This is a genomic window from Flavobacterium sp. HSC-32F16 (assembly GCF_024171645.1).
Lineage (GTDB): Bacteria > Bacteroidota > Bacteroidia > Flavobacteriales > Flavobacteriaceae > Flavobacterium.
In genome coordinates this window covers 1,216,148-1,230,436 of record NZ_JALKAC010000001.1, presented here as the reverse complement: position 1 = coordinate 1,230,436, position 14,289 = coordinate 1,216,148, and the positions used below count along the sequence as shown (strand labels likewise).

Annotated in this window: 14 protein-coding genes; 8 read left to right on the top strand and 6 right to left on the bottom strand. The window is 31.9% G+C overall.

Going from position 1 to position 14,289, the window contains the following annotated elements:
* Positions 1-7: 7 nt before the first annotated feature.
* Complete coding sequence (locus tag L1276_RS05375; protein ID WP_253786002.1) at positions 8-505, top strand: hypothetical protein; 498 nt, start codon at positions 8-10, stop codon at positions 503-505.
* A gap of 2 nt (positions 506-507) precedes the next feature.
* Positions 508-819: a DUF3817 domain-containing protein gene (locus L1276_RS05370; protein WP_253786001.1), complete on the top strand. Its 312-nt coding sequence runs from the start codon at positions 508-510 to the stop codon at positions 817-819.
* A 427-nt stretch (positions 820-1,246) separates the two neighbouring features.
* Here the strand turns inward: L1276_RS05370 and lpxD are convergent, their stop codons facing one another.
* The 3 genes from lpxD to prfB form a co-directional block, all read right to left on the bottom strand.
* The gene (lpxD, locus tag L1276_RS05365) at positions 1,247-2,245 is read right to left on the bottom strand and encodes a UDP-3-O-(3-hydroxymyristoyl)glucosamine N-acyltransferase (protein WP_253786000.1); all 999 of its coding nucleotides are present in this window, start codon (positions 2,243-2,245) and stop codon (positions 1,247-1,249) included.
* Positions 2,246-2,578: 333 nt separating this feature from the next.
* On the bottom strand, positions 2,579-3,025 hold the full coding sequence (gene msrB, locus L1276_RS05360; RefSeq protein WP_253785999.1) for a peptide-methionine (R)-S-oxide reductase MsrB: 447 nt from the start codon (positions 3,023-3,025) through the stop codon (positions 2,579-2,581).
* Between the two features lie 86 nt (positions 3,026-3,111).
* A protein-coding gene (gene prfB, locus L1276_RS05355; RefSeq protein ID WP_253785998.1) for a peptide chain release factor 2 occupies positions 3,112-4,210 on the bottom strand; the annotation gives its coding sequence in 2 pieces (ribosomal slippage) (positions 3,112-4,146 and positions 4,148-4,210; 1,098 coding nt in all).
* 343 nt (positions 4,211-4,553) lie between these two features.
* Between prfB and L1276_RS05350 the strand changes: the two genes are divergently transcribed.
* A complete protein-coding gene (locus L1276_RS05350; protein WP_253785997.1) occupies positions 4,554-5,573 on the top strand; it encodes a low specificity L-threonine aldolase in 1,020 nt (339 codons plus the stop codon).
* 139 nt (positions 5,574-5,712) lie between these two features.
* Here the strand turns inward: L1276_RS05350 and L1276_RS05345 are convergent, their stop codons facing one another.
* The gene (locus tag L1276_RS05345; RefSeq protein WP_253785996.1) at positions 5,713-6,033 is read right to left on the bottom strand and encodes a YbaB/EbfC family nucleoid-associated protein; all 321 of its coding nucleotides are present in this window, start codon (positions 6,031-6,033) and stop codon (positions 5,713-5,715) included.
* Between the two features lie 149 nt (positions 6,034-6,182).
* On the opposite strand from L1276_RS05345, the gene L1276_RS05340 reads away from it, so the two are divergent.
* From L1276_RS05340 to L1276_RS05320, 5 genes are all read left to right on the top strand, one after another.
* Positions 6,183-8,243 carry a S9 family peptidase gene (locus tag L1276_RS05340; RefSeq protein WP_253785995.1) on the top strand — a complete coding sequence of 687 codons (2,061 nt, stop codon included), beginning with the start codon at positions 6,183-6,185 and terminating at the stop codon, positions 8,241-8,243.
* A gap of 70 nt (positions 8,244-8,313) precedes the next feature.
* Complete coding sequence (locus L1276_RS05335) at positions 8,314-9,354, top strand: PLP-dependent cysteine synthase family protein (protein WP_253785994.1); 1,041 nt, start codon at positions 8,314-8,316, stop codon at positions 9,352-9,354.
* A 364-nt stretch (positions 9,355-9,718) separates the two neighbouring features.
* Positions 9,719-10,636, top strand: coding sequence for a LamG-like jellyroll fold domain-containing protein (locus L1276_RS05330; protein ID WP_253785993.1), 918 nt, complete (start codon positions 9,719-9,721; stop codon positions 10,634-10,636).
* 344 nt (positions 10,637-10,980) lie between these two features.
* Positions 10,981-11,868, top strand: a complete 888-nt coding sequence (locus tag L1276_RS05325) for a LamG domain-containing protein (RefSeq protein WP_253785992.1) — start codon at positions 10,981-10,983, stop codon at positions 11,866-11,868.
* A gap of 251 nt (positions 11,869-12,119) precedes the next feature.
* Positions 12,120-12,500: a hypothetical protein gene (locus L1276_RS05320; protein ID WP_253785991.1), complete on the top strand. Its 381-nt coding sequence runs from the start codon at positions 12,120-12,122 to the stop codon at positions 12,498-12,500.
* A 134-nt stretch (positions 12,501-12,634) separates the two neighbouring features.
* Here the strand turns inward: L1276_RS05320 and L1276_RS05315 are convergent, their stop codons facing one another.
* Both L1276_RS05315 and L1276_RS05310 read right to left on the bottom strand, forming a co-directional pair.
* Positions 12,635-13,843, bottom strand: coding sequence for a hypothetical protein (locus tag L1276_RS05315; RefSeq protein WP_253785990.1), 1,209 nt, complete (start codon positions 13,841-13,843; stop codon positions 12,635-12,637).
* Positions 13,833-14,288 (bottom strand): hypothetical protein, encoded by a 456-nt coding sequence (locus L1276_RS05310; protein WP_253785989.1) that lies wholly within the window; start codon positions 14,286-14,288, stop codon positions 13,833-13,835. The genes L1276_RS05315 and L1276_RS05310 overlap by 11 nt, the downstream gene beginning before the upstream one ends.
* Position 14,289: the final 1 nt, after the last annotated feature.

Below are 14,289 nucleotides of genomic sequence, written 5' to 3'. Positions count from 1 at the left end.
ACTTAGTATGTTTTTAATATATTTGCATTGTCTTAATCAAAAAACAATGTATCAATCTCTTTTAGTATGCCATTCTTTTATAAGGTGGTTCGTATTGGTAAGCTTGTTATATTCTATTTATACAGCTTACAAAGGTTATTCACGAAAACTTCCTTTCACCAAGAAAGATAACCTCATCCGGCATTGGACGGCTACAATTGCTCATATTCAGCTTATTTTTGGAATATTGGTTTATGTGCAAAGCCCGATTGTGAAGTATTTCTGGAAAAATTTTAAAGAAGCGATTCAAAATATGGATGCTTCTTTCTTTGGAATTATTCATATTGCTTTGATGTTAATCGCAATAGTTTTCATTACAATTGGTTCGGCTTTAGCCAAAAGAAAGCTTTCTGATGATCAAAAATTCAGAACGATGCTTTTATGGTTTTCAATCGCCTTATTAATCATTTTTATTGCCATTCCGTGGCCATTTTCACCTCTTGCAAACCGACCTTATTTTAGATAATTATGAAAAATTTACTGAGCACAAATATTGGAAGATTACGAATTATTGGATTCCTGGAAGGAACGTCACTTTTGATTTTGCTTTTTATAGCAATGCCAATGAAATATATTTTTGAAATGCCATTTTTAACAAGACCAGTTGGAACTGTTCACGGCGCTTTATTTTTACTATTTATTTTTAATACTTTAAGTGTTGGAGTAGAACAGAATTGGAAATTTGCGGCTACAACCTGGAAAGTGCTTTTGGCCTGCGTAGTTCCGTTTGGCACTTTTTACATTGATTCTAAAATTTTAAGTAAAATTCAAAGCCATTAGTTATGATTTTTGTATTCAAAACAAATATTGATACTATTTCGAAAGTGAAGAAGGTTGCACCAAAACTGAATCAGTTATTTCCGAATTCTAAGTGGAATTTTGATCTAGAAGACTGCGATAATATTCTAAGATTTGAATGTAAGGATGATATTATCGAAAAAGTGATTTTTTTAATGAAGGTGATTGGCTTTGAATGTGAAGCTTTATAAAACAAAAAACATCCGTTGCAGCGGATGTTTTTTTATAAAAACAAAGTATAATTAATTTCAACACATAGAAACATAGGTTTTGTTTCTCTAAAAAGGCGTTTCACTTGCATTAACAAACATAGCTATGTGTAAATGATGTGTCATTTATTTAATCTCTAACAAATTGAAACGATATAAATCTATGTTTCTATGTGTTTAAAAATATTTAGAATTGCAGATTATTTTTTAGGAGTGCAAACCATTCGTTTTAGCATTGCCCATTGTTTTAAGGCATCACGAGCTTCAACAGCTGGATAACCCAGCATTGTTTTTCCTGCAGGAACATCTCCTGTTACACCAGATCCGGCACCAATTACTGCTCCGTCGCCAATAGTAGTATGGTCTTTTATCGAAGCGCTTCCGCCAATAATAACACCATTTCCTAAAGTTACAGAACCTGCTAAACCACTGTTTCCAGCCATAATACAGAATCGGCCTAATTTACTGTTATGTCCAATTTGAACTAAATTGTCAATTTTACAGCCATCTCCAAGAATTGTCGAACTGAATTTTCCACGGTCAACGCAAGAGTTTGCTCCAATTTCAACGCCATTTCCAATGATTACATTTCCAATTTGTGGAATTTTAACCAAGCCTTTTTCAGAACAAGGACGGAAACCAAAACCGTCAGCACCAATGGTAGCATTTGGATGAATGATACAATCACTTCCAATATGACAACGCTCACGAACAACCGTTCCAGACCAGATAATAGTGTTTTTTCCAATGGTACATTCATCTAGAATTGTAACGTTTGGATAAATCGTTGCATGGGCACCAATTTCAACTTTTGGTCCAATGTAACATCCTGCACCAATTTTAGCACCTTCACCAATTATAGCTGTTTCGTCTATTGTAGCAGTTCTATGGATATTATTATGAAATATTGGAGTAGGTGGAGCAAAAAGGGCAAGGATCTGCGACATTGCTAAATCAGCATTTTTTACTTTAATAAAAGCGCGATTTTCTCCAGGTTCAATCGAAATATCTTCATTAACAACTGCAATTGAAGCATTTGATGTCGACCAGTATTTTTCGTATTTTTTATTTCCTATAAAAGAAATTTCTGAAGTTGTAGCTTTTTCTAATTGTTCGGTTGCGGTAATGTTGTGCGAAGTAGTGCCGTAAATTACGCCATTAATTACTTCATTAATTTCTTGAATTGAATAAGATCTCATTGACAAGTGTTAATCGACTTAGGGTTAATTTTTGCCAAATAAAACAATTTAGAATTTAATTACCTAATTAAATTTTTATGTTTCTTAATAAATATTTAAAATAGAAGTTTAAATATTACAAAATTAACATTTTAACTATTAAAATACTGAAAGTTTTTTAATGTTTGTAATTGCTGTAACTATGTTTTTGAGTGAATTATCCTAAATAAAGGGTGTAGAAAAGAAAAAAAATAATTGATAAGTAGCGACTTACATTTGTTTTGTTAATTGTTTCTCCTAGTGAAGATTAAAAAAAAAGCGATTCACTTTTTTTAAAGGAATCGCTTGTAGAATTTATTCTTTGATTTTTGATAATGAAACTGCGTTAATACAATATCTTAAACCTGTTGGCGGTGGTCCATCAGGGAAAATATGTCCTAAATGTGCATCACATACATTGCAGGTAACTTCAACACGAATCATTCCGTGCGATTTATCGGCGTGATAACCAATTGCATTTTCTTTAATTGGCTGTGTAAAAGAAGGCCACCCCGTTCCTGATTCAAATTTTTCGCTTGCATCAAAAAGAACCGTTCCGCAGCATTTACATTCGTAGATTCCGGGATCAAATAAACTGCATAATTCAGAACTGAAAGATCTTTCAGTTCCTTTTAAACGCGTTACCTGATATTCTTCAGGAGTCAAAAGATTTTTCCATTCTTCCTGTGTTTTCTCCACTCTTTTATCCGGAGCTGGATTTCCTTTATTTGTAAAATGAATTACATCTGCCCATTTTATCATAACTTTTTATTTTTAAAGTTTAAAGTTCCAGATTTCAAGTTTGCTGTCACTGCAAACTGAGACTGGATACTAAAAAAAACGGAACACTACTCTTCTTCCTTCTGTCCCATCATCATTAAATAGGCTTTCAGGAAAGCGTCTATATTTCCGTTCATTACGCCGTCGACATCGCTGGTTTCATAACCTGTACGAACGTCTTTTACTAATTTATAAGGCTGCATTACGTAATTACGGATTTGCGAACCCCATTCTATTTTCATTTTTCCGGCTTCAATATCGGCACGTTGTGCTTGTTGTTTCTTTAGCTCAATTTCATATAATTGAGAACGAAGCATTTGCATAGCACGTTGTCTGTTGTCTTGCTGCGATCTTGTTTCAGAGCACTGAATCTGGATTCCGGTTGGTTTGTGAACTAATTGAACTTTTGTTTCAACCTTATTTACGTTTTGTCCTCCGGCACCACTTGATCGTGATGTTGTAATTTCTATATCAGCAGGATTAATGTCAATTTCGATACTGTCATCAACAAGCGGATAAACATATACAGACACAAATGAAGTATGACGTTTAGCATTACTGTCAAAAGGAGAAATTCTAACCAAACGGTGAACGCCGTTTTCACCTTTTAGATAACCAAAAGAATAATCGCCTTCAAACTCTAAAGTTACGGTTTTAATTCCCGCTACATCACCTTCCTGAAAGTTAAGCTCTTTTATTTTGTAACCATAACTTTCTCCCCACATCATGTACATGCGCATCAGCATTCCGGCCCAGTCACAGCTTTCAGTTCCTCCGGCTCCGGCTGTAATTTGTACAACTGCGCTTAAACTGTCACCTTCGTCAGAAAGCATATTTTTGAATTCGATATTTTCTATATGAGATTGAGTTACATTGTACTGTTCGTCCAATTCTTCTGTAGAAAGTTCTCCTTCTTTGTAAAAATCATAAGCAAGCTGTAATTCATCGGCTAGAGATACAGCTTTATCATAATCTTCAATCCATTTTTTCTTATTTCGAAGATTTTTTACAATAATTTCTGCTTCTTTTGGATTGTTCCAAAAATCAGGAGCAAAAGTTTTTTCCTCTTCGTTTGCAATTTCGATTAGCTTGGCATCAACGTCAAAGATACCTCCTCAACGCACCAAGGCGCTCCACAATACCTTTTACTTGTTCGGCTGTTGTCATAAATTAATAACTTGTTTTAGATGTTTTTTGTTGATATTACATGAGTTTAAGTCAAAAGACTAATGTGTAATTCGTTCTACAAAAATAAGATTTAGTTTTTAGAATACAGCAATAAATTACGGTACAAAAAAGCATACATATACGCGGGCTTATTTTTTAGTAAATATAATTGTTTTGAAAAATAACAAATCAAATTTTGAATTATTAATGCTAGTTTTATATGTTTTTTACAAATATTACGTTAATTTGGTTCTATGTAATCTCTAAGTTAAAATTTATTAAAACTTGAGATTATTAACAAACAGATATATGTAATTTTGCAGTCCAAAATATATAGTTTTATATGGAAATAAATTTAATTAGCGATACCATTACAAAGCCTACTTATGAGATGCTTCAGTATATGTTTAACGCTCACGTTGGCGACGATGTATACAAACAAGATCCTACGGTTATCGAATTAGAGACAAGAGTAGCCGAGTTTTTTGGTATGGAAGCCGGACTATTTTTTCCATCTGGAACTATGGCAAATCAAACAGCAATTAAACTTCATACACAGCCGGGAGAACAGTTAATTGCAGATAAATATGCTCATGTTTTTCATTATGAAGGCGGAGGGGTTTCTTTTAACAGCGGGGTTTCCTGCTGTTTGTTAGATGGAGACCGAGGTATGATTAATGCAAAACAAGTTGCTGCAGCAATTAATGATCCGGAATTTTACCATAGTCCGCTAACGAGTTTGGTTTGCGTAGAAAATACTACAAACAAAGGGGGAGGAGCTTGTTATGAATTGCAGGATTTAAGAGATATTAAAAAAGTTTGTGATGCTAATAATTTAAAATTCCATTTAGATGGCGCGAGAATTTGGAATGCGTTAGTGGCTAAAAGACAAAATCCGAAGGAATTTGGAGCTATTTTCGATACGATTTCAGTTTGTTTGTCAAAAGGATTAGGAGCTCCAATTGGTTCAGTTTTATTGGGAAGTAAAGCTGATATTCATAGAGCGTTGAGAATCAGGAAGATATTAGGAGGCGGGATGCGTCAGGTAGGTTATTTGGCGGCCGCTGGATTGTATGCTTTGGCTAATAATATTGAACGTCTTGCCGAAGATCATCGCAGAGCAAAAGAAATTGGAGCAATTTTAAGCACTAAATCCTGGGTAGCTTCAGTGGAACCCGTTGAAACGAATATTTTGATTTTTTCATTGGCTGAAGGTTACAGTGATCAGCTTTTGATAGAAAAATTAAAACAGAAAAACATTATAATAAGTTCTTTAGGACATAATAAACTTAGAATCGTTACACATTTAGATTATAAAGAAGTAATGCATACTTATGTAGTTGATACACTTTCGAAGATTTAGGAAAGAGTGGAAAAGAGACAAAGGTTCAGAGTTATAAAGTGAAAGAGATTTTATTACGAAACCTTGAATCAAAAAAAAAGACGCACTATTTGCGTCTTTTTTTTAACCTCTGTAAATCTGAACCTTTGTTCCTTGAAAATTATTTAAACAAATTATCCATTCCGGGAATAGAAGGCATATCCATTCTTGCTACAGCATCAAGTTCTCTTTCGTTAACACCTGTTGCTTTTTCAATTGCTTTATTTAAAGTTACAATTAAGTAATCTTCTAATTGTTCTTTATCTTCTAAAAGTGAATCATCAATAGAGATTGTTTTTATTTTTCTATTTGCAGTCACTGTAATTTTCAATAATCCGTCAGCGCTTTGTTCGTCAATTAAAACAGTATCAAGGCGTTTCTTTGTATCTTCAATTTTTTGCTGGGTTTCTTTAAGTTTACCCATCATTCCCATTAAATCCATTTTTTGTTGATTTTTAAATTATTTCATACAAAATTAGTATATTGCTGTATGATTACAATAGAATATTTTATGAAAAATTTAATTTCGTTCTATTGTGATTGTAGTATTTTTGCGTCTCCGAATTAAAAACCTAATGCTTAATTAAATCAATGCAAAACGATATACTGGCTCCAAAGGCCAAAGAAATTCCAAAATCATTAAAGAAACATAAAGAAACAAGAATCGATAATTATTTTTGGCTGAATGACAGAGAAAATCCAGAAGTTATCGATTATCTGAATAAAGAAAACGAATACTATCAAAAAACAACGGCTCATACAAAAGATTTACAAGAGTCTTTATATGAGGAAATGAAAGGTAGAATTAAAGAAGATGATTCGTCAGTTCCTTATTTTTATAATGGTTATTTCTATATTACACGATTTGAAACAGGTCAGGATTATCCCATTTTCGCCAGAAAAAAAGGAAGCCTTTCGGCAGATGAAGAAATTCTTTTCAACTGTAATGAATTAGCAAAAGATCACGCTTATTTTAAATTAGGAGGTTTAAGCATAAGTCCGGATAATAAATTTGCAAGTTTTGGAACCGATATCGTAGGAAGAAGAATTTATACAATTCAGATTAAAAATCTGGAAACGGGAGAGATTCTGGCAGATAAAATTGAAAATGCTACAGGCGGATCTGTCTGGGCAAACGATAATAATACTATTTTTTATACCAAACAAGACGAAGTTACTTTAAGGGCTGATAAAATCTTCAGGCATAAATTAAATACTGATGCTGTTTCTGATGTTTTGGTTTATAATGAGACCGATGATACTTTTAATGTTTCGGTAAGCAAGGAAAAATCAAGAAAATATATTGTAATAAGTTCAGGGAGTACTTTAACGACAGAATATAGAATTCTTAATTCTGATAATCCTGAGGGAGAGTTTGAAGTATTTCAGCCTCGTGTGCGCGGATTAGAATACAGTATTTCTCATTATGAAGATTCATTTTATATTTTAACTAATAAAGATAAAGCGACCAATTTCAAGCTGATGAAAACTCCTGAAAACAAAACAGGAAAGAAAAACTGGGTGGATGTAATTCCGCATAGAGATGATGTTTTGTTAGAAGATATTGAGATTTTTAGGAATTATTTAGTTGTAGAAGAGCGTTCTAATGGTTTAAATCATATTAGAATTATGCCTTGGAACGATCAACCGGATTATTATCTGCCATTTGGAAGTGAAACGTATAACGCTTATACAACAACGAATATTGATTTTGATACTGATATTCTGCGTTACAGTTATCAATCGCTGGCAACACCTTCTTCGGTAATTGATTTTAATATGAAGACTAAAACCAAAGAGATCTTAAAAGAGCAGCAGGTTTTGGGCGGGAAATTTGATAAAGAAAATTACGTAGAAGAGCGTGTTTGGGCAACAGCCAGAGATGGTGTAAAAGTGCCAATTTCTATGATTTATAGAAAAGGGTTAAAGAAAAATAGCGAAAATCCGTTGCTTCTTTATGCATATGGTTCGTACGGAATTACAATGGATACTTATTTTTCTTCAACAAGACTTTCGCTTTTAGACCGCGGATTTGTTTATGCAATTGCTCATATTAGAGGAGGAGAGGACTTAGGAAGACAATGGTATGAGGATGGAAAACTGTTAAAAAAGAAAAATACCTTTACAGATTTCATCGATTGCTCTAAATTTGTAATAGACGAGAAATATACTTCGCCAAAACATCTTTATGCTGAAGGTGGATCTGCAGGAGGACTTTTAATGGGTGTTATTGTAAATGAAGCACCAGAATTATACAATGGCGTTATCGCTCAGGTACCTTTTGTAGATGTTATTACAACAATGCTGGACGACAGTATTCCGCTTACAACCGGAGAATATGATGAATGGGGAAACCCAAATAATAAAAAGTATTATGATTATATGTTGTCGTATTCACCTTATGACAATGTAAAAGCGCAAAACTATCCTAATATGTATGTATCGACGGGATTGCACGATTCGCAGGTACAGTATTGGGAGCCAGCTAAATGGGTAGCCAAATTAAGAGATTTAAAAACAAATGACAACCAATTGTTTTTAGATACTAATATGGATGCTGGACATGGCGGGGCTTCAGGACGTTTTGAGGCTTTAAAAGACTTAGCAAAAGAATTTAGTTTTTTATTAGATTTAGAAAAAATTAAAAGCTAATTAGAAATTTTTTGTTAAATTTGCAACCTATCAAGGTTATTTAAAAATGCCTTCGATTAACTATTTTTTTATGAAAGAAGAAATAAACGCTTATAATAATGTTTTAGAGTTAATAGGTAACACCCCACTTATTAAGCTAAATAAAATCACCGAAGAGTTAGAAGGGAATTTCTACGCAAAGGTAGAAGCTTTTAATCCAGGTCATTCCTCAAAAGATAGAATAGCGTTATATATTATTGAAGAAGCCGAAAGAAAAGGAATATTATCACCAGGAGATACCATTATCGAAACTACATCAGGTAATACTGGTTTCAGCTTAGCGATGGTAAGTATAATAAAAGGTTATAATTGTATTCTGGCAGTAAGTTCAAAATCATCTAAGGATAAAATTGACATGCTGCGAAGTTTAGGAGCCAAAGTGTATGTCTGTCCGGCCCACGTATCTGCAGATGATGAAAGATCTTACTATAATGTAGCAAAACGATTACATGAGGAAACAAAAGGTTCGGTTTACATTAATCAATATTTTAACCAGCTAAATATTGATGCCCACTACAACACTACAGGTCCCGAAATCTGGGAACAAACAAATGGAAAAATTACACATCTTATTGCTTGCAGCGGAACCGGAGGAACAATTTCAGGAACTGCGAAATTCTTAAAAGAGCAAAATCCGAATATTAGAATTTTAGGTGTGGATGCTTTTGGATCAGTATTGAAAAAATACCACGAAACAAGAGAGTTTGATAACAAAGAAATTTACCCATATCGTATAGAAGGTTTAGGTAAAAATTTAATTCCATCAGCTACAGATTTCGACATCATCGATAAGTTCATGAAAGTAACCGATGAAGAAAGTGCACACTCAGCAAGAGAAATCACTCGTAAAGAAGGTTTATTTGTTGGATATACATCTGGAGCGGTAATGCAGGCGATTAAACAATATGCAGAAGAAGGTGAGTTTACAAAAGAAAGCAATATTATAGCAATTTTTCCTGATCATGGATCACGTTATATGAGCAAAGTGTTCAGTGATGACTGGATGAACGAACAAGGTTTCTTTGATAGTGTTAATGAAGAAGAAGCTCAAAAAATTGAATTTGTAAAATAGATTTTATCTTAAATATATTTAAAACTCCATTCGTACGCGAATGGAGTTTTTTTTGTGATCTATTTTTTTATTGCTTAAAAGAGATTTTAAGAAAACTACATTTTTATAAATGTTAAATAATTGATTTTGTTTGTAAATACCGTATTTATACGTAAGAAATAATCTTTTTATTTGAAGTAAAATTATAATTTTAATAAAAAATGCTAAGGTATAATAATCTGTTTGAAAGGGCAAAAACATAAAATTTGGTTGTTTTATCGATTATTTAAGTCACTTACCGAAGAAATTTTCGACGAACGGCATATTAACATAGATTAGCGGTGTAAAATTAATACAATAGTTTTAACCCTTTAAATCTATCATTATGAAAAAATTACTACTCTCGTTACTGTTTGTAAGTTATTTGAATGTGGCTGCTCAAAATCCAATTCAGGAATTTAATTTCAATAGCACTTTAAACAATACAGCTAATACAACTTCTTTCATGGGCACAAATGATTTTGTTGCTGATAGGGCGGGAGTTGCAGGAAATGCTCAACGATTAAATAATAGAGCTTTAGAAGCTGTGATAGACAATCTGCCACAGGCTGATAAAGCCAGAACAGTAAGTATTTGGGTTAAGTTTAATGATATTGCTTCGGCAAATTATATTTGGGGTTATGGCTCTGCATACAATGCGCAATATTTTGGACTTTTACAGCAAGGAACAACTTCATCAAATTCCGATTTAAGTTTAGCAGGATGGGGGGCAGCTAATGATGTTATTGTTTCGACTCCTCTTGCAAAAGGAATATGGTATCAATATACTATAACATTTGACGGAATTGTTTCTAAAATGTATAGAAATGGAGAATTGTTAAAATACATAAACGGTTTAAAGCGTTCAACAAAAGGAAATATTTTTAGATTAGGTGAAATCAATACGACAGTAGGTATTAATGCAGATATAGACGATTTAAAGATTTATGATACTGCCTTGACAGATCAACAGGTTGCAGAATATTATAATAGTTCAAAGCCCTTGATTGTGACAATTTCAGAAGCAACAGCTTCTGCTAAAAAAGTAAAAGGAACGAAAACCAAGCCGAATGCAAAATCAGCGGGATCTGGTTCAATAATAACAAATAATGATTTAAATGCAGGTTCAAAAAATATCGAAGTTTTTTCGCAGGGGCAGAAGGTACTGGGAAATAATGGTTCAATGAATATCAGCGATCTTCCGGAAGGAACTTATCTGCTGAAAATAACAAATACGCCAGGCAAGAAAATTACTTCAAAATAAGTCATCACTTTAATTTTAAATAGTTAGTTAGTTTTTTATATTTTTTAGTAGCATTCAGGTTTTGGAAAAGTAAAAAAGTCTTCTGATTTTCAGAAGACTTTTTTGATTTTTAGAACAATACGATTTTGATGTTTTTTGTAAAGAATGATTTGGAAGTTATTTCTATTTTAAATTTGTGAGAATTGTGTATTTGTATGTAAGAAACGCTTGGTGATGTTGAATTAAAATTATAGTTTTAACAAAATTTGTAAAAATATAATTAATATTTTAAGGATCTGAGGCTTTTTAATATGATTTAGATTTTTTTAATACAGATAAAATATACCGTTAATCTCTTTTTGCATATGAAAAAAACATTACTCACTTTCTTGTTTGTGAGTTTTTTAAGCGTGAATGCTCAGAACCCTGTTCAGGAATTTAATTTTAATGGAAATTTAAATAGCGCTGATAATTCTATTTCTTTTTTAGGTGCTCCATCCTTCGCCCCTGACAGATTGGGTGTCGCAAATGGAGCTTTACGATTAAACAATAAAGCTTTTCAGGCTGTTGTTGGTGACCTTCCGCAAGCTAATAAACCCAGGACAATTTCTGTTTGGGTTAAATTTAATGCCGTTACCCTGCCTAATTATGTTTTAGGTTATGGTACAGCAGCAAATGGGCAGTATTTTGGTTTGTCTCAGCAAACAGCAGCAGGAGGAAATTCTGATGTAAGTTTAATAGGCTGGGGAGATACGAGTAATATTGTTGCTTCGGTACCGCTTGCAAAAGATGTTTGGTATTTTTATACTTTAACTTATGATGGGAATGTTTCAAAAGTATATCGTAATGGTGAATTAGTGAAATCTGCAGAAGGTATTTCCCGTACAACAAAAGGTTACATATTAAACATTGGAAAATTGAATACATCGACAAGTATCAACGCTGATATTGATGACCTTAAACTATATGCCGTAGCCATGACAGATGAACAGGTTATGGAATCTTACAACAGTTCTAAACCAGTTCCGGCTGTAACAGAATCAGCTCCAGTTTCAAATGCAAGAAAAATTACGATTCTGCCGGCTAAAACATCATCTCCGGCAAGTCCGCCGGCTGAGGCTTATAAAACCAGTAAAAATGTTGAGGTTTTCTCGCAAGGCAAACAAATTCCCGGTATCAACGCTTCTAATATCACTGATTTACCCGAGGGGACTTATTTGATTAAAGTAATAAATGGTACTCCAAAAAAGTAATTAGTAGTTTATATAAAGAACAAAGCCTTCTAAAATTTTAGAAGGCTTTTGTTTTTCTAGCTGATTACGCTGATTACTATGAATAGAACTACTAGTAATATAATGGCGTATCTTGTGATTTTTGATGTTTGCATAATGTTTTTATTTAAATTTGAGATTCGTAAATATAATAGTTTATTTTAATTGACGTAAATCTCTCTCATTTTTTTATTTTTTAGCAATAATATGCTTGATTAAATGTTTGATTAATTATGATGAGAAAACAATATAACCTACGTAAAAGTGAACAAGGACTAAAAGCATGGGATGTTCATCGATTGATTGAATTGTCTAAAGATCTGCCTGTAAAAAGTGTTTTGGTGTCTGATATAAAAGAAGTAAATGAACCTTACTGGTTCGAACATAATGAAAATTTACCAACCTGTACTGATGTTCTTAACCATATGAAACTTGTTCAGGAGGCAGATTTAAAGTATCCTGTTATTTTATGTTCAGACGGACGCTTAATGGATGGAATGCATCGAGTAATTAAGGCGTTGCTGGAAGGTCATCTTGAGATTCAGGTAGTTCAGTTTGTGAATACACCAGAACCCGATTTTATCAATATTTCTGTTGATGATTTGCCTTATTAAGATTGTAATAAAAAAGCCTTCTAAAATAAGAAGGCTTTTTGTTTTTTTAGCTGATTACGCTAATTACTATAAATGATACTCCTGATAATATGATGGCGCATCTTGTGATTTTTGAGGTTTGCATGAGTTTAAGTTTAATTATCTAGATATTTTGAGAGGGTTGATTTGTTTAAACTAATATATTCTACTGCTGAACTTACATTCATACCTCCATCGCTTCCAGATATATAATTTTTACTTTGTGGGTAGGTATTAGATAGTAATTTGTGTAAAAACGAAGTTTTAGTTTTAAGCAATAATTCAATAATATTTTCGAAATTATCAGAATCTGTAGTTAAAAAGTTTCCATTTGTGTTTTTAATAACTGTAATTTGCTTCTTTCTATCTTTTTCATATTTTACTATAAAAAAATCTTCATTCTGAAATGTGATTTTCAATTTGGCAATTAAATTTATTGGAGTATTATCAATAATTAAAGATTCAGGAAGATTAGAAAACTTTTCAAAGCGTTTATCTAATTTTGTAATTCCCTTATCGGAATCTTTATATTCATATAATTGAACATTATCGTAAAGAAAAGGCTGTGAAACCGTGCTTGTGTACTGACTAGGTTTCGAATTTATTTCTGCATTTCTAAATTCAAGATTTTCAATAATTAATCTTTGATCGGTTATTTGTTTATATAATAATGAATTGTTATCATGTAATTGTTGTATATTCTTGTATAAAAGTGATATATCGACAATGCCGGATTTATTTTTACTTTTTTTAATTAATTCATTAAATTCTTTATTGTTGGATTTTCCCGAAAATAAATCTATTAAAAAAATAGGATCTGTTCTTGAAATAATTGAAAATAGCGCTCCCTGATTTAACAGATTGTTTATATACCATCTATTATTAATATTTTCCATAGACATAGTGCCAATAATTGGAAATGGAACTTTATCAACGATAAATGAATATTTTACATAAGCCATTTTATGATTTAAATAATTAAATTCATAAACAATTTCTTTTTGAATATAATTTTTTTTGTCTAAATTTTTAGTCGCCTCAAAATGTTCAGCATCCCGACTAATTTTTAAACTTTTATTTAGATATTCATCTAAAGCCCATTTTTCATTTGTTGCAGAGAAAAACGATTGAAGTAATCCATCTATTGTAGAATAATCAATTTGATTTTGTGAATCAACTTTATTAATTTTTACTGGGATTTTATAATTTGATAACACTACAAGAATTTTTTTATTATCTTCAACAATATACCCTTCATTTGCGTTTTGAGAATATATTCTTATAGTTATTAAAAGAAATAGCGAGAGTAAAAAGTTAATTTTCATTTTCATTTTTTTTAAATATACAAATCAGACAAGGAATTATAAGTAAAATTAATATATAAATAATTATACCCTTAATATAAATTGTAGATTGTAGTTCATTTGTCTTTCGTAATATCGTTTTGTTAGCATTTTTGCAGTACCAAACTTTCAAATATTCTCCTTTTTTATCAAATAAAATATTTTCGCTTAAATAAGAAGTAGAATAGTATATTGTCTCATTTATTTTTTGTTTTTCCAATACGCCATAATACCAAGAATTGAATCCGCTAGAATTGGAAGAATTATTATTTTCTTTCTTGTAAACGTATAATTTATCCTCTTCATAATATTTGCCTGGATCAAAATTGTAATATATTAACTTAAGATTCATAAAGTTATTAATTGATTCGGAAATTAATCCACCAATAGCAAAAATCAATGTGATGTAACATACTAGCTTTTTCATT

Excerpts from the sequence above, each read along its gene's own strand:
- L1276_RS05340 (WP_253785995.1), top strand. The coding sequence starts at position 6,183 with ATGCAAAACGATATACTGGCTCCAAAGGCCAAAGAAATTCCAAAATCA.
- L1276_RS05310 (WP_253785989.1), bottom strand. The coding sequence starts at position 14,288 with ATGAAAAAGCTAGTATGTTACATCACATTGATTTTTGCTATTGGTGGA.
- L1276_RS05345 (WP_253785996.1), bottom strand. The coding sequence starts at position 6,033 with ATGGATTTAATGGGAATGATGGGTAAACTTAAAGAAACCCAGCAAAAA.
- L1276_RS05320 (WP_253785991.1), top strand. The coding sequence starts at position 12,120 with ATGATGAGAAAACAATATAACCTACGTAAAAGTGAACAAGGACTAAAA.
- L1276_RS05350 (WP_253785997.1), top strand. The coding sequence starts at position 4,554 with ATGGAAATAAATTTAATTAGCGATACCATTACAAAGCCTACTTATGAG.
- L1276_RS05330 (WP_253785993.1), top strand. The coding sequence starts at position 9,719 with ATGAAAAAATTACTACTCTCGTTACTGTTTGTAAGTTATTTGAATGTG.
- msrB (WP_253785999.1), bottom strand. The coding sequence starts at position 3,025 with ATGATAAAATGGGCAGATGTAATTCATTTTACAAATAAAGGAAATCCA.
- L1276_RS05335 (WP_253785994.1), top strand. The coding sequence starts at position 8,314 with ATGAAAGAAGAAATAAACGCTTATAATAATGTTTTAGAGTTAATAGGT.
- L1276_RS05325 (WP_253785992.1), top strand. The coding sequence starts at position 10,981 with ATGAAAAAAACATTACTCACTTTCTTGTTTGTGAGTTTTTTAAGCGTG.
- L1276_RS05315 (WP_253785990.1), bottom strand. The coding sequence starts at position 13,843 with ATGAAAATTAACTTTTTACTCTCGCTATTTCTTTTAATAACTATAAGA.
- L1276_RS05370 (WP_253786001.1), top strand. The coding sequence starts at position 508 with ATGAAAAATTTACTGAGCACAAATATTGGAAGATTACGAATTATTGGA.
- lpxD (WP_253786000.1), bottom strand. The coding sequence starts at position 2,245 with ATGAGATCTTATTCAATTCAAGAAATTAATGAAGTAATTAATGGCGTA.
- L1276_RS05375 (WP_253786002.1), top strand. The coding sequence starts at position 8 with ATGTTTTTAATATATTTGCATTGTCTTAATCAAAAAACAATGTATCAA.